Source organism: Paenibacillus sp. FSL H8-0259, assembly GCF_037963255.1.
Taxonomy (GTDB): Bacteria; Bacillota; Bacilli; order Paenibacillales; family Paenibacillaceae; genus Paenibacillus_AQ; species Paenibacillus_AQ phytohabitans.
The window spans coordinates 7,446,574-7,467,548 of the sequence record NZ_CP150147.1; the positions used below are offsets into that span (position 1 = coordinate 7,446,574).

19 protein-coding genes, 14 tRNA genes and 4 rRNA genes are annotated in these 20,975 nt (G+C 49.6%); 4 read left to right on the plus strand and 33 right to left on the minus strand.

Annotated elements, in window-relative coordinates; all coding sequences use genetic code 11:
* Positions 1–275: 275 nt before the first annotated feature.
* Together NSU01_RS31885 and NSU01_RS31890 are read left to right on the plus strand one after the other, a co-directional pair.
* Complete coding sequence (locus NSU01_RS31885; protein ID WP_076247157.1) at positions 276–719, plus strand: helix-turn-helix transcriptional regulator; 444 nt, start codon at positions 276–278, stop codon at positions 717–719.
* A gap of 42 nt (positions 720–761) precedes the next feature.
* Positions 762–1,175, plus strand: coding sequence for an ImmA/IrrE family metallo-endopeptidase (locus tag NSU01_RS31890; protein WP_039294354.1), 414 nt, complete (start codon positions 762–764; stop codon positions 1,173–1,175).
* 79 nt (positions 1,176–1,254) lie between these two features.
* Here the strand turns inward: NSU01_RS31890 and NSU01_RS31895 are convergent.
* The 20 genes from NSU01_RS31895 to NSU01_RS31990 form a co-directional block, all read right to left on the minus strand.
* Positions 1,255–1,328: transfer RNA gene (locus tag NSU01_RS31895), tRNA-Pro, on the minus strand.
* A gap of 18 nt (positions 1,329–1,346) precedes the next feature.
* Positions 1,347–1,420, minus strand: a tRNA-Gly gene (locus NSU01_RS31900).
* A gap of 12 nt (positions 1,421–1,432) precedes the next feature.
* Positions 1,433–1,506, minus strand: a tRNA-Pro gene (locus NSU01_RS31905).
* 13 nt (positions 1,507–1,519) lie between these two features.
* Positions 1,520–1,596, minus strand: a tRNA-Arg gene (locus NSU01_RS31910).
* 8 nt (positions 1,597–1,604) lie between these two features.
* Positions 1,605–1,679 (minus strand) — tRNA-Gly (locus NSU01_RS31915).
* Positions 1,680–1,686: 7 nt separating this feature from the next.
* A tRNA-Leu gene (locus tag NSU01_RS31920) sits at positions 1,687–1,770 on the minus strand.
* Between the two features lie 16 nt (positions 1,771–1,786).
* Positions 1,787–1,859: transfer RNA gene (locus NSU01_RS31925), tRNA-Lys, on the minus strand.
* Positions 1,860–1,864: 5 nt separating this feature from the next.
* Positions 1,865–1,938 (minus strand) — tRNA-Gln (locus NSU01_RS31930).
* Positions 1,939–1,991: 53 nt separating this feature from the next.
* Positions 1,992–2,067 (minus strand) — tRNA-Val (locus NSU01_RS31935).
* A 32-nt stretch (positions 2,068–2,099) separates the two neighbouring features.
* Positions 2,100–2,174, minus strand: a tRNA-Glu gene (locus NSU01_RS31940).
* A 12-nt stretch (positions 2,175–2,186) separates the two neighbouring features.
* Positions 2,187–2,262 (minus strand) — tRNA-Thr (locus tag NSU01_RS31945).
* 1 nt (position 2,263) lies between these two features.
* Positions 2,264–2,339, minus strand: a tRNA-Asn gene (locus NSU01_RS31950).
* A 9-nt stretch (positions 2,340–2,348) separates the two neighbouring features.
* Positions 2,349–2,465: ribosomal RNA gene (gene rrf, locus NSU01_RS31955) — 5S ribosomal RNA — on the minus strand.
* A gap of 76 nt (positions 2,466–2,541) precedes the next feature.
* Positions 2,542–5,470: ribosomal RNA gene (locus NSU01_RS31960) — 23S ribosomal RNA — on the minus strand.
* Positions 5,471–5,625: 155 nt separating this feature from the next.
* Positions 5,626–5,701, minus strand: a tRNA-Ala gene (locus NSU01_RS31965).
* Positions 5,702–5,730: 29 nt separating this feature from the next.
* Positions 5,731–5,807: transfer RNA gene (locus NSU01_RS31970), tRNA-Ile, on the minus strand.
* Positions 5,808–5,851: 44 nt separating this feature from the next.
* Positions 5,852–5,968 (minus strand): 5S ribosomal RNA (gene rrf, locus NSU01_RS31975).
* A gap of 124 nt (positions 5,969–6,092) precedes the next feature.
* Positions 6,093–7,650: ribosomal RNA gene (locus NSU01_RS31980) — 16S ribosomal RNA — on the minus strand.
* Together the 16S, 23S and 5S rRNA genes with 14 tRNA genes alongside form the textbook arrangement of a ribosomal RNA operon.
* Positions 7,651–7,995: 345 nt before the next feature.
* Entirely contained in the window at positions 7,996–8,226 is a 231-nt protein-coding gene (locus tag NSU01_RS31985; RefSeq protein WP_025336637.1) for a hypothetical protein, read from the minus strand.
* Between the two features lie 242 nt (positions 8,227–8,468).
* A complete protein-coding gene (locus NSU01_RS31990) occupies positions 8,469–9,077 on the minus strand; it encodes a stage II sporulation protein M (RefSeq protein WP_076248531.1) in 609 nt (202 codons plus the stop codon).
* Positions 9,078–9,208: 131 nt separating this feature from the next.
* On the opposite strand from NSU01_RS31990, the gene pdaB reads away from it, so the two are divergent.
* Complete coding sequence (pdaB, locus tag NSU01_RS31995) at positions 9,209–10,012, plus strand: polysaccharide deacetylase family sporulation protein PdaB (protein ID WP_042239954.1); 804 nt, start codon at positions 9,209–9,211, stop codon at positions 10,010–10,012.
* A gap of 45 nt (positions 10,013–10,057) precedes the next feature.
* Here the strand turns inward: pdaB and NSU01_RS32000 are convergent, their stop codons facing one another.
* Complete coding sequence (locus NSU01_RS32000) at positions 10,058–10,879, minus strand: PPK2 family polyphosphate kinase (protein WP_042217852.1); 822 nt, start codon at positions 10,877–10,879, stop codon at positions 10,058–10,060.
* 130 nt (positions 10,880–11,009) lie between these two features.
* On the minus strand, positions 11,010–11,600 hold the full coding sequence (locus NSU01_RS32005) for a KinB-signaling pathway activation protein (protein ID WP_042141718.1): 591 nt from the start codon (positions 11,598–11,600) through the stop codon (positions 11,010–11,012).
* 127 nt (positions 11,601–11,727) lie between these two features.
* Here NSU01_RS32005 and gerD point away from each other — a divergent pair, with 127 nt between their 5' ends.
* Positions 11,728–12,432, plus strand: a complete 705-nt coding sequence (gerD, locus tag NSU01_RS32010) for a spore germination lipoprotein GerD (protein WP_042140123.1) — start codon at positions 11,728–11,730, stop codon at positions 12,430–12,432.
* Positions 12,433–12,513: 81 nt separating this feature from the next.
* Here gerD and NSU01_RS32015 read toward each other — a convergent pair whose 3' ends face one another.
* The 11 genes from NSU01_RS32015 to rpsM form a co-directional block, all read right to left on the minus strand.
* Positions 12,514–13,623 (minus strand): Mrp/NBP35 family ATP-binding protein, encoded by a 1,110-nt coding sequence (locus tag NSU01_RS32015; RefSeq protein WP_076248529.1) that lies wholly within the window; start codon positions 13,621–13,623, stop codon positions 12,514–12,516.
* 89 nt (positions 13,624–13,712) lie between these two features.
* The gene (cwlD, locus tag NSU01_RS32020; RefSeq protein ID WP_042140125.1) at positions 13,713–14,459 is read right to left on the minus strand and encodes an N-acetylmuramoyl-L-alanine amidase CwlD; all 747 of its coding nucleotides are present in this window, start codon (positions 14,457–14,459) and stop codon (positions 13,713–13,715) included.
* 72 nt (positions 14,460–14,531) lie between these two features.
* A complete protein-coding gene (sat, locus tag NSU01_RS32025) occupies positions 14,532–15,707 on the minus strand; it encodes a sulfate adenylyltransferase (protein ID WP_042140126.1) in 1,176 nt (391 codons plus the stop codon).
* A 35-nt stretch (positions 15,708–15,742) separates the two neighbouring features.
* Entirely contained in the window at positions 15,743–16,435 is a 693-nt protein-coding gene (locus tag NSU01_RS32030; protein WP_039310345.1) for a phosphoadenylyl-sulfate reductase, read from the minus strand.
* 226 nt (positions 16,436–16,661) lie between these two features.
* The gene (gene rpsI / locus NSU01_RS32035; RefSeq protein WP_042140127.1) at positions 16,662–17,054 is read right to left on the minus strand and encodes a 30S ribosomal protein S9; all 393 of its coding nucleotides are present in this window, start codon (positions 17,052–17,054) and stop codon (positions 16,662–16,664) included.
* Positions 17,055–17,074: 20 nt separating this feature from the next.
* The gene (gene rplM / locus NSU01_RS32040; protein WP_042140128.1) at positions 17,075–17,512 is read right to left on the minus strand and encodes a 50S ribosomal protein L13; all 438 of its coding nucleotides are present in this window, start codon (positions 17,510–17,512) and stop codon (positions 17,075–17,077) included.
* Positions 17,513–17,745: 233 nt separating this feature from the next.
* Positions 17,746–18,525 (minus strand): tRNA pseudouridine(38-40) synthase TruA, encoded by a 780-nt coding sequence (gene truA / locus NSU01_RS32045; RefSeq protein ID WP_076248527.1) that lies wholly within the window; start codon positions 18,523–18,525, stop codon positions 17,746–17,748.
* Positions 18,526–18,703: 178 nt separating this feature from the next.
* Entirely contained in the window at positions 18,704–19,069 is a 366-nt protein-coding gene (gene rplQ, locus NSU01_RS32050) for a 50S ribosomal protein L17 (protein ID WP_019908254.1), read from the minus strand.
* Between the two features lie 41 nt (positions 19,070–19,110).
* Positions 19,111–20,055, minus strand: a complete 945-nt coding sequence (locus tag NSU01_RS32055; RefSeq protein ID WP_039298711.1) for a DNA-directed RNA polymerase subunit alpha — start codon at positions 20,053–20,055, stop codon at positions 19,111–19,113.
* Between the two features lie 131 nt (positions 20,056–20,186).
* Positions 20,187–20,582 (minus strand): 30S ribosomal protein S11, encoded by a 396-nt coding sequence (gene rpsK, locus NSU01_RS32060; RefSeq protein ID WP_019908251.1) that lies wholly within the window; start codon positions 20,580–20,582, stop codon positions 20,187–20,189.
* Positions 20,583–20,601: 19 nt separating this feature from the next.
* Positions 20,602–20,970 carry a 30S ribosomal protein S13 gene (gene rpsM, locus NSU01_RS32065; RefSeq protein ID WP_025706577.1) on the minus strand — a complete coding sequence of 123 codons (369 nt, stop codon included), beginning with the start codon at positions 20,968–20,970 and terminating at the stop codon, positions 20,602–20,604.
* Positions 20,971–20,975 lie beyond the last annotated feature (5 nt).

Sequence of the window (20,975 nt, forward strand, 5' to 3'; positions counted from 1 at the left end):
TTGATGTCATACAGATTTGAGAACTTTATTGCGGACCTTTCCAGCGAAATGTGGTAGAATTCTACTTGTTCGTATATTGTTCGCCTTTTTCGATAATATACCACTTATCTGCCAATTCCGTAAAATCCCATTTAGGCCCGTTTTAGAGCATAAACAAGCTATATTCATTATTTATCTTACCTTTTGGCAATAATAGCCGCTTTATTGTTTACCTATTGGCATAAATAGCTTATATTAATAGCAACAGCTTATTAGGTGATAAGGAGTGGTTAACAATGGCAGAGGAATTCGGGAACTATCTGAAACAGCTTCGGGAAGGAAAGGGACTGACAATCAATCAGTTGGCATCCCTTGCCGGAATTAGCGGAGCACAAATTTCGCGGATAGAGAATGGACTACGGGGTGTCCCTAAGCCGGCTACACTGCGTAAGATTGCTGAAGCGACCGATGTCTCTTATGAGGAGCTTATGGGCCATGCCGGTCATTTAACCGAATCACAGAGCAGTACTGGAGGGTCAATGCCTGCATGGGCTACGAGTAAGGATAAGCGTGATTTCCGCCAAATGCTTGAGGATGATGGCGAGCTGATGTTTGACGGGATCCCACTGAACAAGGAAGATAAGCAGCGGATCAAGGATGTGTTGACAGGTCTATTCTGGGAGGCCAAGCATATGAACAAAAGAACCAAGCCCAAGCACGATTCAGATACAAAGGAATAGCCAGGCAATCATACAACTATTAACATGCTGCGGGTGAAGAATATGGATGAGCTAATCAAGCGTCTGGTCAAAAAATATAAAACCAACAACCCCTTCGAGCTGGCTGGGGCCCTCGGCATTCACATCAGATTCATCAATCTGGGCGAAGGCACCAAGGGCTTGTATTACCGTAAGTTAAGAAGAAGGTTTATCGTCATTCATAATGAGCTGCCTCTGGAGTGGCAGCGGTTTGTATGTGCGCATGAATTGGCTCATGACCGTCTGCATAAAGGGGTCAACCGTTTTTTCCTGGAGGAAAACTCTTTTTTCTCACCGGGGAAGCTGGAGCGTCAGGCTAATATATTCGCAGTGAAGCTGCTATCCGCTGGAACTTCTATCGAGCAGGATGAATCTTTACAGAGCTATTATGCAAGGATCGGCATCCCGGCAGAGGTTGTCTTTTTTTTAGACGATTAAAGGAACATATGTTCCTTTAATAACGCAACAAAAAACTCTTACCGAAGTAAGAGTTCATTGCCAGCTATTAGCTGTGTTATCGGGATGACACGATTTGAACATGCGACCCCCTGGTCCCAAACCAGGTGCTCTACCAAGCTGAGCTACATCCCGAAACTATGAAATTTAATATGGAGCGGGTGATGGGAATCGAACCCACGCTATCAGCTTGGAAGGCTGAAGTTCTACCATTGAACTACACCCGCAAAGGTGAAATATCGGGATGACACGATTTGAACATGCGACCCCCTGGTCCCAAACCAGGTGCTCTACCAAGCTGAGCTACATCCCGATGAAGTTATAAATGGCGCGCCCTGAGAGATTCGAACTCCCGACCTTTTGATTCGTAGTCAAACGCTCTATCCAGCTGAGCTAAGGGCGCAAAAATTATGGAGCGGACGACGGGAATCGAACCCGCGACCCTCGCCTTGGCAAGGCGATGCTCTACCGCTGAGCCACGTCCGCAAACAAGTGGTGCGCGTGAAGGGACTTGAACCCCCACGTCTTACGACGCCAGATCCTAAGTCTGGTGCGTCTGCCATTCCGCCACACGCGCATAAAACTAATAAAAGTGAGCCATGAAGGACTCGAACCTTCGACACCCTGATTAAAAGTCAGGTGCTCTACCAACTGAGCTAATGGCTCGCAATTGGCAGGGGATATAGGATTCGAACCTATGATGACGGAGTCAGAGTCCGTTGCCTTACCGCTTGGCGAATCCCCTACAATAGATACCTATATAATGCCCACAATCTCCCACAAAAATCAAGAAAATTATGGTGGAGGCTGAGGGGTTCGAACCCCCGACCCTCTGCTTGTAAGGCAGATGCTCTCCCAGCTGAGCTAAGCCTCCATATGTATGGTGACCCAAAGGGGTATAAAAATTGGTGACCCGTATGGGATTCGAACCCATGTTACCTCCGTGAAAGGGAGGTGTCTTAACCCCTTGACCAACGGGCCTTAGTAAATCTGTGGAGCTCTCAACCGGATTCGAACCGGTGACCTCTTCCTTACCATGGAAGCACTCTACCTGCTGAGCTATGAGAGCATGGCTCCCCGAACAGGACTCGAACCTGTGACAACTCGATTAACAGTCGAGTGCTCTACCAACTGAGCTATCAGGGAATATTGTCCGCTTGGCAGCGTCCTACTCTTCCAGGACCCTTCGGTCCAAGTACCATCGGCGCTGGAGGGCTTAACGGTCGTGTTCGGGATGGGTACGCGTGGAACCCCTCCGCTATCGCCACCAAACGGGCATTTACAGCGTAAATGCTTCAGGAATTGATTCCTGAAAACTGAATCCGAAACGAATCTGCGCTCTAAGAATTTGGATAAGCCCTCGACCGATTAGTATTGGTCAGCTCCATGCATTGCTGCACTTCCACCTCCAACCTATCTACCTCGTCGTCTTCAAGGGGTCTTACTAATTGGGAAATCTCATCTTGAGGGGGGCTTCACGCTTAGATGCTTTCAGCGCTTATCCCGTCCGTACGTAGCTACTCAGCCATGCTCCTGGCGGAACAACTGATGCACCAGCGGTACGTCCATCCCGGTCCTCTCGTACTAAGGACAGCTCCTCTCAAATTTCCTGCGCCCACGACAGATAGGGACCGAACTGTCTCACGACGTTCTGAACCCAGCTCGCGTACCGCTTTAATGGGCGAACAGCCCAACCCTTGGGACCTACTTCAGCCCCAGGATGCGATGAGCCGACATCGAGGTGCCAAACCTCCCCGTCGATGTGGACTCTTGGGGGAGATAAGCCTGTTATCCCCAGGGTAGCTTTTATCCGTTGAGCGATGGCCCTTCCATGCGGTACCACCGGATCACTAAGTCCGACTTTCGTCCCTGCTCGACTTGTTGGTCTCGCAGTCAAGCTCCCTTATGCCTTTGCACTCTTCGAATGATTTCCAACCATTCTGAGGGAACCTTTGAACGCCTCCGTTACTCTTTAGGAGGCGACCGCCCCAGTCAAACTGCCCGCCTGACACGGTCCCCGTACCCGATTAGGGCACTAGGTTAGAACCTAGATACGATCAGGGTGGTATCCCAACGGCGCCTCCGCAGAAGCTTGCGCTCCTGCCTCAACGGCTCCCACCTATCCTGTACAGATCGTACCCAAATTCAATATCAAGCTGCAGTAAAGCTCCATGGGGTCTTTCCGTCTTGTCGCGGGTAACCTGCATCTTCACAGGTATTAAAATTTCACCGGATCTCTCGTTGAGACAGCGCCCAAGTCGTTACGCCATTCGTGCGGGTCAGAATTTACCTGACAAGGAATTTCGCTACCTTAGGACCGTTATAGTTACGGCCGCCGTTTACTGGGGCTTCGGTTCACAGCTTCGGATTGCTCCTAACCACTCCCCTTAACCTTCCAGCACCGGGCAGGCGTCAGCCCGTATACTTCGCCTTGCGGCTTCGCACAGACCTGTGTTTTTGCTAAACAGTCGCTTGGGCCTTTTCACTGCGGCCCCCTCGGGCTATTCACCCTACCGAGGCACCTCTTCTCCCGAAGTTACGAGGTCATTTTGCCGAGTTCCTTAACGAGAGTTCTTCCGCGCGCCTTAGAATTCTCTTCTCGCCTACCTGTGTCGGTTTGCGGTACGGGCACCTTCTCCTGGCTAGAGGCTTTTCTTGGCAGTGTGAGATCATGACCTTCGCTACTACAATTTTCGCTCCCCATCACAGCCCAGCCTTAGTGATGTGCGGATTTGCCTACACATCAGCCTCACTGCTTAGACGGACATATCCATCAGTCCGCGTCACTACCCTCCTGCGTCACCCCATCGCTCATAGCGGATTACGGTGGTACAGTAATTTCAAACTGTTGTCCTTCGACTACGCCTTTCGGCCTCGCCTTAGGTCCCGACTTACCCTGAGCGGACGAGCCTTCCTCAGGAAACCTTGGGCTTTCGGCGGATCAGATTCTCACTGATCTTTTCGTTACTCATACCGGCATTCTCACTTGTATGCTGTCCAGCGCTCCTTACGGTACACCTTCAACCTACATACAACGCTCCCCTACCCCAGATGCAAAGCATCTAGCCATAGCTTCGGTGGTGTGTTTAGCCCCGTTACATTTTCGGCGCAGAGTCACTCGACCAGTGAGCTATTACGCACTCTTTCAATGGTGGCTGCTTCTAAGCCAACATCCTGGTTGTCTGTGCAACTCCACATCCTTTCCCACTTAACACACACTTGGGGACCTTAGCTGATGGTCTGGGCTGTTTCCCTTTTGACAATGGATCTTAGCACTCACTGTCTGACTCCCGGCAAGAAGTTAATGGCATTCGGAGTTTGACTGAGCTTGGTAACCCTTGCGGGCCCCGCACCCAATCAGTGCTCTACCTCCACCACTCCATTCACCGAGGCTAGCCCTAAAGCTATTTCGGGGAGAACCAGCTATCTCCGAGTTCGATTGGAATTTCTCCGCTACCCCCACCTCATCCCCGCATTTTTCAACATGCGTGGGTTCGGGCCTCCAGTGCGTGTTACCGCACCTTCACCCTGGACAGGGGTAGATCACACGGTTTCGGGTCTACGTCCACATACTCAATCGCCCTATTCAGACTCGCTTTCGCTGCGGCTCCGGCTTCTCACCTTAACCTTGCATGTTAAACGTAACTCGCCGGTTCATTCTACAAAAGGCACGCCATCACCCATAGATCGGGCTCTGACTTTTTGTAAGCACACGGTTTCAGGTTCTATTTCACTCCCCTTCCGGGGTGCTTTTCACCTTTCCCTCACGGTACTGTTTCACTATCGGTCGCCAGGTAGTATTTAGCCTTAGCAGATGGTCCTGCTGGATTCATACGGGGTTTCACGTGCCCCGCACTACTCGGGATCCGTCTCGGAGAGAACACAGTTTAGGCTACAGGGCTTTTACCTCTATCGCGGGCCTTTCCAGACCTCTTCGCCTACCATATTCCTTTGTAACTCCATGTGAGACGTCCCACAACCCCAAGAGGCAAGCCCCTTGGTTTAGGCTGTTCCGCGTTCGCTCGCCGCTACTGACGGAATCACTATTGTTTTCTCTTCCTCAGGGTACTTAGATGTTTCAGTTCCCCTGGTCTGCCTCTGCGTATCCTATGTATTCAGATACGAGTAACTGCGAATTACCACAGCTGGGTTTCCCCATTCGGACACCCCCGGATCAAAGCTTGCTTACAGCTCCCCGAGGCAGTTTCGTTGTTCGCCACGTCCTTCGTCGGCTCCTGGCGCCTAGGCATCCTCCGTGTGCTCTTATTAGCTTAACCAATGCGTTTTCCGTTAGGAAAATCGCTGTAGCAACTAATAACTATTTCAACTTGCTTACACAAGTTTCAGCTAAAAGATGTTCTAAAACGCAAATTCGTTTCGGTATCCAGTTTTCAAGGATCAAGTTCTTGCATATAATCTTGTAAAGAAGTATTGGTGGAGCCAAGCGGGATCGAACCGCTGACCTCCTGCTTGCAAGGCAGGCGCTCTCCCAGCTGAGCTATGGCCCCATAGAGGTATTCAATTCTAAAATGTTATATGGTGGGCCTTGGTGGACTCGAACCACCGACCTCACCCTTATCAGAGGTGCGCTCTAACCAACTGAGCTAAAAGCCCATATAACAGATAACATTGTGAATCAACCAATAAATTGATTGTTCGCTTGGCGGCGTCCTACTCTCCCAGGACCCTTCGGTCCAAGTACCATCGGCGCTGGAGGGCTTAACGGTCGTGTTCGGGATGGGTACGTGTGGAACCCCTCCGCTATCGCCACCAAACGCATACGAAAGAGACTTGCTCTTTCAAAACTGAACACGAGTGAGTGTCCGAACCCGGAGGTTCTATTGCGGAAGCTTAGCTTCCGATTTGAATGTCACCGTTGCAGGTGACGATTCTCCATAGAAAGGAGGTGATCCAGCCGCACCTTCCGATACGGCTACCTTGTTACGACTTCACCCCAATCATCTACCCCACCTTCGGCGGCTGGCTCCCTTGCGGGTTACCCCACCGACTTCGGGTGTTGTAAACTCTCGTGGTGTGACGGGCGGTGTGTACAAGACCCGGGAACGTATTCACCGCGGCATGCTGATCCGCGATTACTAGCAATTCCGACTTCATGCAGGCGAGTTGCAGCCTGCAATCCGAACTGAGACCGGCTTTGCTGGGATTGGCTCCACCTCGCGGTTTCGCTTCCCGTTGTACCGGCCATTGTAGTACGTGTGTAGCCCAGGTCATAAGGGGCATGATGATTTGACGTCATCCCCACCTTCCTCCGGTTTGTCACCGGCAGTCACTCTAGAGTGCCCAGCTTCACCTGCTGGCAACTAAAGTCAAGGGTTGCGCTCGTTGCGGGACTTAACCCAACATCTCACGACACGAGCTGACGACAACCATGCACCACCTGTCTCCAATGCTCCGAAGAGGGGCACTATCTCTAATGCTTTCATCGGGATGTCAAGACCTGGTAAGGTTCTTCGCGTTGCTTCGAATTAAACCACATACTCCACTGCTTGTGCGGGTCCCCGTCAATTCCTTTGAGTTTCAGTCTTGCGACCGTACTCCCCAGGCGGAGTGCTTACTGTGTTAACTTCGGCACCAAGGGTATCGAAACCCCTAACACCTAGCACTCATCGTTTACGGCGTGGACTACCAGGGTATCTAATCCTGTTTGCTCCCCACGCTTTCGCGCCTCAGCGTCAGTTACAGCCCAGAAAGTCGCCTTCGCCACTGGTGTTCCTCCACATATCTACGCATTTCACCGCTACACGTGGAATTCCACTTTCCTCTTCTGTACTCAAGTCACCCAGTTTCCAGTGCGACCCCAGGTTGAGCCCAAGGTTTAAACACCAGACTTAAATGACCGCCTGCGCGCGCTTTACGCCCAATAATTCCGGACAACGCTTGCCCCCTACGTATTACCGCGGCTGCTGGCACGTAGTTAGCCGGGGCTTTCTTCTCAGGTACCGTCACTCCGGTAGCAGTTACTCTACCGGACGTTCTTCCCTGGCAACAGAGCTTTACGATCCGAAAACCTTCATCACTCACGCGGCATTGCTCCGTCAGGCTTTCGCCCATTGCGGAAGATTCCCTACTGCTGCCTCCCGTAGGAGTCTGGGCCGTGTCTCAGTCCCAGTGTGGCCGTTCACCCTCTCAGGTCGGCTACGCATCGTCGCCTTGGTGAGCCGTTACCCCACCAACTAGCTAATGCGCCGCAGGCCCATCCCCAAGTGGCAGATTGCTCCGCCTTTCATTCTCTCTTCAGGAGAGGAAAGAAATTATCCGGTATTAGCTACCGTTTCCGGTAGTTATCCCAGTCTTGAGGGCAGGTTGCCTACGTGTTACTCACCCGTCCGCCGCTAAGTAAGAATGGAAGCAAGCTTCCACTCAAACTCCGCTCGACTTGCATGTATTAGGCATGCCGCCAGCGTTCGTCCTGAGCCAGGATCAAACTCTCCAAATTGTATTTAGAAAGAGCGATTGCTCATTTTGAAACATCTGACGAGAATTTTCATTCTCTATTTTGGAAGTCACTTTCGTGATTTCCCACTCACTCGTTGTTCAGTTTTCAAAGATCAATGTCTCATTTTAGCTCTTCACCGCATCTCAGCGGCGACCTTTATAATATATCATAGTGTTTCGTTGTTTGGCAAGCTTTTTTTTGAAAAAGTTATTTTTCATTATTTCCTGCCTGCAGCACCCTTTTAAACATTCAAAAGGAGCGCGAGATATAATGTATCATGCCGGCTCCCTTTTAGTCAAGCTATTAGGTTAATTTTATTTGTTCTGGTCTTATAGCCTTTAGAATTCAATGTTTGAACTGTGAGGAACGTCCTCCCCACGCGTACTTGGACAACTCCTTCTGTGGGGCAAAACGTGCATACATACGGAATACGGTTTTATATCGATTGGCAATAGCGTGTCTGATATTCTGATCTAAACGCTGATCGCTCAAATCCAGAAGCATTTCATCCAGCTCTTTGCGCAAAACATAGTCCAGCTCCTTGCATTCCTTCTCATTGAACAACATCCCGAGCATATGCTTGGCCTCCTTCATGAAATTCATAGCTATCAACAACCATCAAATGCCGTGTCTTCTACTGTAGAAAATAGACCATTCGATGTGGGAAGCTCCAATTGTACTGCTTACACTAGATTAACCGGAGCATAGGATCTATAACCATAATTATAAAAAATTCCATTATGGTCTCTTTATATCCAAATTCCGACTATGGGACCAATTTATTTGGCTTTTAATGTTATGCTCAATTCCCATAAATTTTATGATAAAAGTGAAAATGTAATTGTACTCTCAATGATTGCGGCAACGAACAGCAGAATAACAATCCATACCGAAGCGGTAAAAGTCTGCCGCATGAACGCCTGCCAATGGTCCGCTTCCCTCTCATTCTTTCCCGCCCGAAATAGGGCAGACAACGCTTTGCTTCCGAACTTCAGCCCAAAGGCGCAGGCGATAATGATTGCCGGAATCTCAATGATCCCGTGCGGCAGCAATCCTTTTACAATCAGGGTGAACAGGTCCTGTCCCTGTATTGCGGATAGATGAATGAGATAACCAATGACTGCACCGTTAATCAGCAGGAAGAACACCGGCAATATTCCAAACAGTGCTCCTAGAAATATAATGACCACGCTTTTGATGCTGTTGTTCAGAAAGATAAATACAAAAAAGCTCCATTGCGGATTAGAGGATTCTCTAAGGCTCCCGCTGATTTCGCTGATTCCTTTCAATTGCTCATTCAGCAGCTGCTGCAGACTTCCCGTACCGATCCAGCCAATTACTCCGCCGGCTATGAATAACAAGGCTGCTGTCAGCAGCGCTTTGCGGATCGTTCCCAGATCTTTGATAAACGTATTAAAAGATAACATGTGTACCTCCTGAAATGATATCGCTCTTTAAAAGCATTTGCTGCGGTTTTATATCTGCGGTCATAAGCGCCCTGTACGAGCATACATTTAGAACAAACAAGCATTTCGCATGGGAGAGGAGCGCTGACATTATGAATTCTTTTTATGTATTCAGCGGCAAAAAGATAAAACGGTTCATTTATATCTTTGCTGCTGCGCTTCTTACCGCCGGCGTCGTCTATGTCGAGAGGGGTAATATTACTGTTTTCTCTGAAGCAGCCCCTTCCGCCATTTACAGCGTGCCGACGGAAAAGAAGCTGATCGCCTTAACCTTTGATATTAGCTGGGGGGAGAAGAGACCGGAACCGATCCTGAAGGTGCTGGAAGACAAAAAGGTGGATAAGGCTACCTTCTTTCTATCCTCCCCTTGGAGTAAGACCCATCCAGAGATTGTCACCAGCATCAAAGACGCCGGATATGAGATTGGCAGCCACGGCCACAAGCATGTGAACTACAGTACGCTGAGCAATGAAGAAATCCGTACGCAAATTACTACTGCCCATACGGTATTAACCGAACTGACGGGAACACAGCCTAATCTGATCAGAATGCCTAACGGCGATTTTGACAAAAGAGTGCTGCAGGTCGCCTCTGACCTTGGTTATAAGGTCATTCAATGGGATACGGATTCGCTGGACTGGAAGAATATCGGTGTGGATAATATCGTGAACCGTGTGACGAGCAAGGCCCATCCCGGAGATATCGTACTGCTGCATGCCAGTGACTCCTGTAAGCAGACTCATGAGGCATTGCCGCAAATCATTGATAAGCTGCGCAGCCAGGGATATGAATTCGTTACTGTCTCTGAACTAATCAGCCAAAGCAGTGCCGAAGGCAAGGAAGTCCGCGACTCCGCTTGGCTGGATAATGGCTTGGAAGACGCTGCCGGCATGTAGATCTGGCCTATTCTGAACGCAGCCGCTGCAGGGGATAGTTATCTGTTAGTGGCGCGGAGAAATAAGCTCGGAAATATCCGGAGTAGGTGTATTTAGTTTCGGATAACTCAGGTCAAGCCCCTCCAGCGTTTTCACCACAATGGCCAGCGCCAGGTAATTGCGGTACCACCGGTGATTCGCCGGAATCCAGTACCACGGGGCTTTCTCTATGCTGCTTTGCTCAAAAACATCTTCATAGGCCTTTTGATAATCGTCCCAGTATTCACGCTCCTGCAGATCACTGGCGTCGAACTTCCAATGTTTCGCCGGATCATGAAGCCGCTCCTGGATCTTCTCCAGCTGCTTCTCCTTGGAGATATGCAGAAAGAGCTTGATTACCGTTGTCCCCTCTTCCGCCAGCATTTCCTCAAACTGGCGGATGTAGCGGAAACGCCGCTTGGCATCCTCTTTCTTCAGGCTGCCATGCACACGCGGTACCAGCACATCTTCATAATGTGAACGGTTGAACGCAGCGATATAGCCTTTGGGTGGTGTCTTCATATGGACTCTCCACAGGAAATCGTGAGCTTCCTCCTCAAGAGAGGGCTTCTTGAAGCTGGTAACGATGAACCCTTGCGGGTTGATGCCGGAGAAAATATGCTTAACGGTCCCGTCCTTCCCGCTGGAATCCATCCCTTGAAGTATAACGAGCAGGGAATGCTTCTTTTGTGCAAAAAGGATATCCTGAAGCTCAGCCAGCCGTTTCTTCAGCTTCTCCATTTTGGCTTCCGCTTCTTCTTTGGATTTGAATTCACCGCGTTCATTGGGATCGAGGTCCTTCAGGCGTGTTTCACTTGTGTCTTTTATCATATAACGCTTGATGTTCATATATTCCCTCCTCCACTCTGTTCTTTAAGATTAACCTCTTAAAGTTGATTTTAACCGTTCCGCACAAGCAATGCCAAAACCCCGCCACCCTGAGTGTATTCAGGTGAGCGGGGTTTTGGTTTATGGACTTTTAAATTGAGGCCGGTTTCAAAATCCGGTGCAGCATCAAAATCTGGAACGCATTGCAAGCGACCAGCGGAACCAGAATAAAAATGGTGGCGCTATCTACGCCGATCCGGAGTACACCGATAATCTCAACAATGGTGATGGCGGTCATAAAGAAAAAGGTTGGAATCCAGGCTGAAGCATTGGTACCCCGCATTTTGAACCAGGAAACAATAATTGCGGTAAGCAGAATCCCCAGACCCAAAATCAGGTCGGATGCAACACTCCGGTCCCCGCTCACAAATGTACGCAGGAAAACCAGTTCAAGCAGCGCGAGCACTGCCAGCACCAGTTGTATGTACCGCCATGCCTTGCGCGGGAACACGCCGGTGCCCATGTAATTAAGAATCAGATAAGCGAAGAACCCCAGCTGTGCATATACACTGACGAGCACTCCGTAGCCAAAAAGGATCAGGGAGTAAAGTAAAAGGTCGGCGGTGCTCTTGAAATCGATTCCGCCATTGACTATCTGCAGGGCAAGGCCGGCAATCACGGCCCCTCCTGCTCCGATCAAAAGCGTGGTCCAGAATAAATAAAACCATTTTCTTAAGTTCAGCGCTTTCACCTCCCCGTGTCAGATTTATTTTACCAAGGTTACCGTCAAAAAACCATTACACTCCAACATAAATGTGTGCCCCCGCGGCATACTACAGTCAGTAACTCTATAAAGGAGGGCAGCGCCAATGAAATGGAGGACTTTGTGGTCTGGAGGCTTGGCACTCGGCTTGGTTATGGCCTTAACGGCCTGCGGAGGCGAACAGAGCAGCAGTTCTTCTTCCGGACAGGGCGGATATAAGGAAATGAAGACGATGGTTGTAGATATATTGAAAAGTGATGAGGGAAAAAAAGCGGTTGAGGAGGCCCTCTCCACTCCCAGCTCGGGTGAAAGCAGCACAAGCGGGCTGAGCATGAAAATGATGCCGATGCAAACAACCGAGCAGATCCGGATCGCGGTTAAAGACACCATCACAGCTCCTGAGTACCAGAAGGAAATCGAAAAGATCATGACGGACCCGCAGTTTGCCGGGGAGTTCGCCAAAGCGATTAATACGCAGAGCAAGGAATTGCATCTTCAATTAATCAAGGACCCCACTTATCAAAAGTCTGTCGAAGAAATTATGAAATCGCCTGAAATGATGAAGATGTTCCTCGACCTTACTAAGACTTCCGATTACCGCAAGCAATCCATGACCATTATGCAGGAGGCCATGCAGAACCCGCTCTTCCGTATGGAAGTGCTTGATCTGCTCAAAACTGTAGTACAGGAAGAGCTGCAGCCTAAGGTACAGAAAAAGGATGCCGAAAAAGGCGGCGGGGGCGGCGGAGAGGAACAAGAAAGCGGGGGCGACAGTCAGAAGCAGGAAGGCGGAGATGATTCCGGCTCCTAAAATAACATACATTCTATTCAAAAAAGGCCTTGCCCCATATGGGACAGGCCTTTTTTGTGTTGCAAACAAATTACTCAGCGCTTACTCCTCGTACTTAGCGATCAGCTTGTCTGCAATTTCTGCAAATAACCCTCCGGTTGGCGTATCCGCCTTATACACTGACGGTGAGAAATCAGGCTCAGAGATATGGTTGTCCGGTGCACCGAGCGGCACCTGGGCCAGCAGCTCTGTATGCAGCGTTTCGGCCAGACGGGCACCTCCGCCGCGTCCGAAGATATAATCTTTCTTGCCGCAGGAGGAACATTCATAATACGCCATATTCTCGATGACCCCAAGAATCTCATGATCCGTCTGCAGAGCCATAGAGCCTGCTCTGGCAGCCACAAAGGCCGCCGTAGCATGAGGGGTGGTTATAATGATCTCCTTGCTGTGCGGCAGCATCTGGTGCACGTCAAGCGCCACATCGCCCGTTCCCGGAGGCAGATCCAGCAGCAGGTAATCCAGCTCGCCCCAGCCTACATCGCTGAAGAACTGGCGCAGCATTTTGCCAAGCATCGGCCCTCTCCAGATAACAGGACTATTCTCACGGATGAAGAAGCCCATCGACATGACCTTCACTCCAAATCGTTCCACCGGAATAATGGTACCTTCTTCCACGACTGGTCCCTCTTCAATGCCCATCATATCCGGGATACTGAAGCCATAAATGTCGGCGTCGATCAGACCGACCTTTTTACCTTTTCTGGCTAGTGCTACGGCAAGGTTCACCGTCACCGTAGACTTCCCCACTCCCCCCTTGCCGCTGGCGATCGCGATGAAGTTCACGCCCGAATTCTCATTGATCAGCTCATGCCCCTCAAGGCCCGCTGCATGGCCTTTCAGCTTCTCGCCTTGTTCTGATTCCCGCTCGTCCTCTGCACTCTCTCCACGGAGTATAGCGCGTTCATAATCGGTGGCATCACGCAGACGGATATGAATATTATCCGCTCCGCCTTCAGTAAGCAGATCGCGAACCTGCTGCTCCAGCTCCATACGCTGCTTCTCCTCGGAGTCAAGACACACGACAGATAGCGAGATCCGGTCTTCTTTAATCATGATATCGCGGATCAGCTGTAATTCGACAAGGCTTTTTCCGGATTCCGGGTCTGTGAGCGGCTGCAAAAGTTCCTGAATTTGTTCCCTAGTCAGCATGGAAAGCACCTCTGTTCCTTCCCGGACGGGTAAGCTCCGGTATTTTCGTCTATTATAGCATTACCCTCCGGCGGAAGAGTAGTCCCACCCTATGGCTGCTCAGAGGTATACCGCAGGATCCCCCGGTAGATACTGGTTGCCACCTTCCGTTGATACACATCGTCTCCAAGCAGAACGGATTCCTCAGGATGGGATAGGAACCCTACCTCAACTAAGACAGCAGGCATCTTTAATACTTTTAACAAATAAATGGTGTTCGCAGTCTTGGGCACACGGTCTGTATTCTCAAGGGTAGCCTTCAGCTCATCCTGTACCAATCCGGCCAACGCCTTGTTGCCCTCATTGCTTGGATAATAGAAGGTTTGTGCTCCGCTCCAGCGGTTCGAAGGAATACTGTTCATATGTACGCTGATAAACAGATCGGCGCCCTTCTCCTCGATGCTTCTGACCCGCTGCTTCAGATCCTCCGTCTTGCGCTTGGCATACCCTTTGGTGCTGTCCTGGGCCAGATCATAATCCCCTTCCCGGGTCATTACTACAATAGCTCCCGCCTGCTGCAGATAGTCGCGCAAATAAAGGGACACCGAAAGGTTGATATCCTTCTCAATCAGCCCCTCACGGCTCACTGCACCGCCATCCGGCCCCCCGTGGCCAGCATCAATGGCAATTACCTTGCCGGAAAGCGGCAGACTCCAATAATTGATCGTCTTGGCAGTCGGCATATCATAAGCAATAATACCGATCATCACAGCGAGTAATGCAGTGCCCAGGATGCTTTTTTTGATGCTGCTCCAAGAGATCCAGACCGAGACTTTATGCTGCTGCCCTCCAGACATAACAAAGACCCCCTCGTCCCGATAGATTCTACTCATCTATATGGGACAAGAGGGCCAAATAGTACTGGCTGTTTAAGCTTGGACCGAAACTTCCGGAGACATGCCTTCAATCAGAATCTGCGCCACTTCGGGGCGCGTGAATTCAGGTGGCGGACATTGTCCGTCGCGAAGAAGTGCCCGTACCTTAGTTCCGGAGAGCGTCAAATGCTGATCACCCGGATGCGGGCAGGTTTTGCTGGAGGCCATGTTGCCGCATTTCACACAGAAGAAGCTATGTTCGAAGAATAATGGCGTAATACCAAGTTCCTCGGCGGTAAAGTTCGCAAAGATCTCCTGGGCTTCGTAAGTGCCATAGTAGTCACCCACACCGGCATGATCACGACCGACAATAAAATGTGTGCAGCCGTAATTCTTGCGCACCATCGCATGGAATATCGCTTCACGCGGTCCGGCATAACGCATTGCCGCCGGGAATACACCGAGGAATGTGCGGTTCTCCGGATAATAATTCTCCAGCAGCGCAAGATAACTCTTCATCCGCACGTTGGCCGGCACATCGTCAGACTTGGTTTCACCTACAAGCGGATTCAGGAACAGGGCGTCTACAACCTCCATAGCGCACTTCTGGATGTACTCATGAGCGCGGTGCACCGGATTGCGTGTCTGGAAGCCCACAACGGTTCTCCAGCCTTTATCCGCGAAGATCTGACGGGTCTCGGCAGGGTCGAAATAGAACTCACCGAATTTCTCAGGCTGCGGCCGGTTCAGTACAGTTATAGGACCACCTACATAAGTTGCCGGACGGGCGAGCAGTTTGCTTACGCCAGGATGCTCTGGATCGGTTGTCTTGAAAACATTCTGCGCTTCAAGCTGCTGATCCACTTCGTAAATACTCTCAATATCAAGCAGTCCGTAGATTACACCGTCTTCTTCACCAATCAGCGACACTCTTTCACCCACTGCAAGGGATGCCGCCTGCTTGTCATCAACAGCGAGTGTGATAGGAATGCTCCATACAGTTCCATCTGCCAGACGCATGCTAGTGACCACAGAATGGTAGTCCGCTTCATTCAAGAAACCAGTAAGCGGCGAAAATGCACCTACACCAATCAAATCCAAATCAGATAAAGTCCATGTATTGAGAGCAATTGATTTATTGGCTGAGGCTTGCTGCAAGAGTTGTTCTCTCTCCACACCCTCTGCTATACGCTGAACCAGCGCTCCTCCATGAGGAAGTATTGAAGTCATCCTTGTTCTCTCCTCCTGTGTGCAATGCTAGTGTGTTATTTATGCAATCCACATTCTGTTTTGTCTGATCCGGACCATCTTCCGGCACGCGGATCTTCACCAGGCATAACAGCCCGGGTGCATTGCTCACAGCCGATACTAGGGAAGTTACGGTCATGAAGCGGGTTATAGACTACATCATTCTCGCGGATATAATTCCATACATCCTCTGTGGTCCAGCTTGCAATCGGATTAAACTTTACAAGGCCAAATTTGTTATCATACTCCACCTTTTTGGAGTTGGCGCGGGTTGGCGCCTGGTCACGGCGAATTCCGGTAATCCAAGCGTCGTATTGCGAAAGAATACGCGTGAGCGGCTCAACCTTACGGATGGCGCAGCATTGATTCGGGTCAGTGTTCCAAAGCGCCTCACCATACTGCAGCGCCTGCTCTTCCACTGTAATCTGCGGCGATACACGGACGAACTCCATTCCGTACTTGTCAGCCATAATATCTCTTGTCTCATAGGTTTCCTTGAAATGATAATCGGTGTCGAGATAGAACACATCTGTCGACGGGCTGACCTTCTGGATCATATCCACCAGTACTACATCCTCGGCACCAAAGCTGCAGGCAAAGGTTATATTAGGAAAAGTCTCTACCGCCCAGCGGATAATCTCTTCGGGAGTGGCATTCTCCAATTCTTCAGCTTTAACTTTGATTAAATCCTCTTTCTCAAGCAGATTCATTTAATCTTCCTCCATCCGGATATAGCCAAGATCGAATCCTCTGAGAGATTAATCCCGACTAATTCTATATGGTATAGTATATCTGTTTCAGTGCCGAAGTCAATGGGTTTTGTTCATTTTGGAATAAAGTATTCGGGGATTTAATATTTTGGTGATATAAACAATAAAAAAGCTCCCGGCCATAAAGGCCAGGAGCTTGAGTTCCTTGATAACAAGGAGACAGATATTAACGTTTCGAGAACTGTGGAGCACGACGAGCGGCTTTGAGGCCGTATTTCTTACGTTCCTTCATACGTGGGTCACGAGTCAGGAAGCCGGCTTTCTTCAGCGCACCGCGATATTCAGGGTCTACTTTAAGCAATGCACGGGAGATACCGTGACGGATTGCGCCAGCTTGACCGGAAATGCCGCCACCATGTGCAAGAACGATTACATCGTAGTTGCCTAGAGTTTCAGTCAGGTTCAAAGGTTGTCTTACGATCATCTTCAGTGTTTCTACACCGAAATATTCGTCCATCTCGCGTTTGTTAATGACAATGCGTCCTTCACCCGGTACAAGGCGAACACGTGCTACCGAATGTTTACGACGACCTGTCCCATAGTATTGTACTTGTGCCATGAAACTGTCCTCCTCTATTCTTATCCGCGAAGTTCGTAAACTTCAGGTTTTTGTGCTGCATGTGGATGTTCAGCGCCTGCATATACTTTGAGTCTCAGTTTCATGTGATCCCCTTGACGAGTCTTAGGAATCATGCCGTGAACTGCGAATTCAATCATACGCTCAGGTTTGGTTTTGATCAGGTCTTCAGCAACAGTGACTTTCAAACCACCTGGGTGCATCGAGTGACGGTAGTATTTCTTGTTTTGCATTTTCTTACCGGTCAGGTGAATCTTCTCAGCGTTGATAACAATTACGAAATCTCCAGTATCAACATGTGGAGTGAATTGCGGTTTGTGTTTGCCACGGATTAGAGCAGCGGCTTCGCTTGCCAAACGGCCAAGTGTTTTGCCTTCGGCATCAATGATGTGCCAATTGCGTTCAACTTCGTTCGGCTTCGCCATATAGGTGGTACGCATGAATGTTTCCTCCTTGTTCTCGTACGAAAATCATCTGTTTCGTATATCTTGTTTCTCATTGGATTACAATTATGTGAGTTAAGAAAAGCTTGTTTGTTGGCATTTCCTTGATCGGGGCTGTGGGATAGCCATCAAGAAAACACAACTTTTATATTACAGCATAAACATGACAAGTGCAAGTGATTTTTAACTTTTCAAACACTATTTTTCATAGAAAATATTATGCTGATCGTTTAGTTCTCATTCTCGTCATATTCTACACTCCAGAGTGCCAAACCCTTAGACACAGCTGTAGGTCCGGCTGCCGCGCGGTCACATGCCGCAAGAATTAGAGGGATTCTATCCGCGCTGATCTTGCCTTGCCCCACTTGCATCAGCGTGCCCATAATTATGCGTACCATATGCTGCAGGAAGCCACTGCCTGTAATATACGTATGGATAACACCCTGATCGGGAGACCCGGGCCGGCACATGCTGCGGTCCACCTCAAGACGTGCTTCAAATATCGTGCGTACATGCGAAGTCTTGGTAGACTTCCTGGACGCAAATGAAGTGTAATCATGGGTGCCCAGCAGCCCAGCCAACCCCTGCTCCATCGCCGGAATATCCAGCTTCATCGGATGATGATGCTGCCAGCGCCGCTGGAACGGATCCGGGAACCGGTTGCCGTTAATCGTGTACCGGTAGGTTTTACGCTTCGCTCCTCTACGGGAGTGGAAAGAGAGCGGAACCTCCCAGGCCTCGGTAACCACGATATCCTGCGGAAGCCTGGCGTTCAGAGCCAGACACCAGCGTTCCAGCGGGATCTGGGAAGAGGTTATGAAATTAAAAGGTTGGCCATAAGCGTGCACTCCTGCGTCTGTCCGTCCTGAGCCCGTTATCTTGAGCGTCTCACCGGTCAGATGAAGAATGGCATGCTCCAGCTTGTCCTGAATCGTATTGCCCTGAGGCTGGGTCTGAAAGCCATCATAATGGGTACCGTCATAATTGACTTTCATCAATAGATTGCGCATTTCATTCTCCTGTTAGTCCATAGGTTTTTCTGTTTCATAAAAAAAGAGCCCCGGCGGGAGCTCCTTCTACTCTATACAAGGTGATTCCCGCGGTTATTTGCACGGCAGGGTCAAAATGCCCTGCAGTACAATAACGTTAAATACGTAATGCGTACATCCGGAAATCATGCTTGTGAAACTACGCGCGGTCTACCAGTTCAAGATAAACCATAGGCGCAGCATCGCCACGGCGAGGTCCCAGCTTCAGGATACGAGTGTATCCGCCTGGACGCTCAGTGTAACGAGGAGCAATATCAGAGAACAATTTTTGGATTGCATCTTGTTCACCGTCTACAGTCTCACGACGAACAAATGCTGCTACTTGACGACGAGCATGAAGATCGCCCTTTTTCGCTTTTGTGATCAGTTTCTCAGCGATGGAACGAACTTCCTTCGCCTTGGCTTCTGTTGTCTGGATGCGTTCGTATAGGAACAGATCCGTTACCATATCGCGGAATAGTGCTTTGCGCGCGCTGGAATCACGGCCCAATTTTTGGTATGCCATTTGTTTTCCCTCCTTCACTCAAATCTCAAGAAGCCCTATAACTATTCTTCTGTACGAAGACCCAAACCAAGCTCCTCAAGCTTCTCTTGAACTTCTTCCAAAGATTTGCGGCCCAGGTTACGGACCTTCATCATATCTTCTTCAGTTTTCGTAGTCAGCTCTTGCACGGTATTAATACCGGCACGTTTGAGGCAGTTGTAGGAACGGACAGAAAGATCTAGCTCTTCGATGGTCATCTCGAGTACTTTTTCTTTTTTGTCTTCTTCTTTTTCAACCATAATTTCGGCGTCTTTCGCTTCGTCCGTAAGACCTACGAACAGAACGAGGTGCTCGTTCAAAATTTTGGCTCCAAGACTAACGGCTTCTTCCGGTCTGATACTGCCATCCGTCCAAATTTCAAGCGTCAATTTGTCGTAGTTAGTCACTTGACCAACACGGGTATTATCAATACCATAATTCACGCGGGAAATAGGAGTGTAGATGGAGTCAACTGGAATAACACCGATTGGCTGATCGTCGCGTTTGTTCCGGTCCGCTTGGACGTAGCCGCGACCACGGCCTGCAAAAATGCGCATGTGTAGTCTCGCTCCAGGTCCCAGCGTTGCAATATGAAGATCCGGGTTCAGGATCTCAACATCGCTATCCGCACGAATATCACCTGCGGTAACAATGCCTTCTCCTTCAGCATCAATCTCGAACACTTTCTCTTCATCCGAATGAATCTTCAGAGACAGAGCTTTAAGGTTCAGGATGATTTCCGTCACATCTTCCATTACGCCGGGAACGGTCGAGAACTCATGCAGAACGCCGTCAATTTGGACCGAAGTCACTGCGGCTCCCGGAAGGGAGGAAAGCAATATCCGGCGAAGCGAATTCCCCAGAGTCGTGCCATATCCACGTTCCAGCGGTTCAATTACGAATTTCCCATAGGTTCCATCATCATTGGCTTCTACGGTCTCAATCTTCGGCTTTTCGATTTCTATCACGAGTGTACCCCTCCTTCAAACGTCGCTCCTATATGAAACAGTCACCCCATCAGGTGTATCATGTAGTATGCCTAAACACCTATTATTAGCAGATGCGTCAGAATTATACCACAATCACAATTCTGATTTTACTAAACGCGGCGACGCTTCGGCGGACGGCATCCATTGTGAGGAACCGGAGTAACGTCTTTAATGAGGTTTACTTCAAGGCCAGCGGCCTGAAGGGAACGGATGGCTGCTTCGCGGCCCGCGCCCGGTCCTTTAACCATAACTTCAACGGACTTCATGCCGTGTTCCATAGCTGCTTTAGCAGCAGATTCGGCTGCCATTTGCGCTGCAAATGGAGTCGATTTACGGGAACCTTTGAATCCTTGACCGCCGGAGCTTGCCCAGGAAATTGCATTTCCGTGAGGGTCCGTGATCGTAACGATAGTGTTATTGAACGTGGAACGGATATGTGCCACGCCAGACTCGATATTTTTCCGGTCGCGACGTTTCGTACGTACGACTTTTTTCGGTTTAGCCATTGTCTCTTATCACCTCTTCTTATTTCTTTTTGTTTGCTACCGTACGACGCGGGCCTTTACGGGTACGGGCATTTGTTTTGGTACGTTGACCGCGAACAGGCAATCCACGACGGTGACGAACACCGCGGTAACAGCCGATCTCAGTAAGACGTTTAATATTCAAGGAAATTTCACGACGAAGGTCACCTTCAACCTTAACCTGCTTGTCGATCGTTTCACGCAGTTTGCTGACTTCATCTTCCGTCAAATCACGGACACGTGTGTTAACGTCAATGCCTGTTTCATTAAGAATTTTCTGGGAAGTCGTTTTACCGATTCCGAAAATATAAGTCAAGGCGATCTCAACGCGCTTATCACGTGGCAAATCCACTCCAGCTATACGAGCCATTTTAC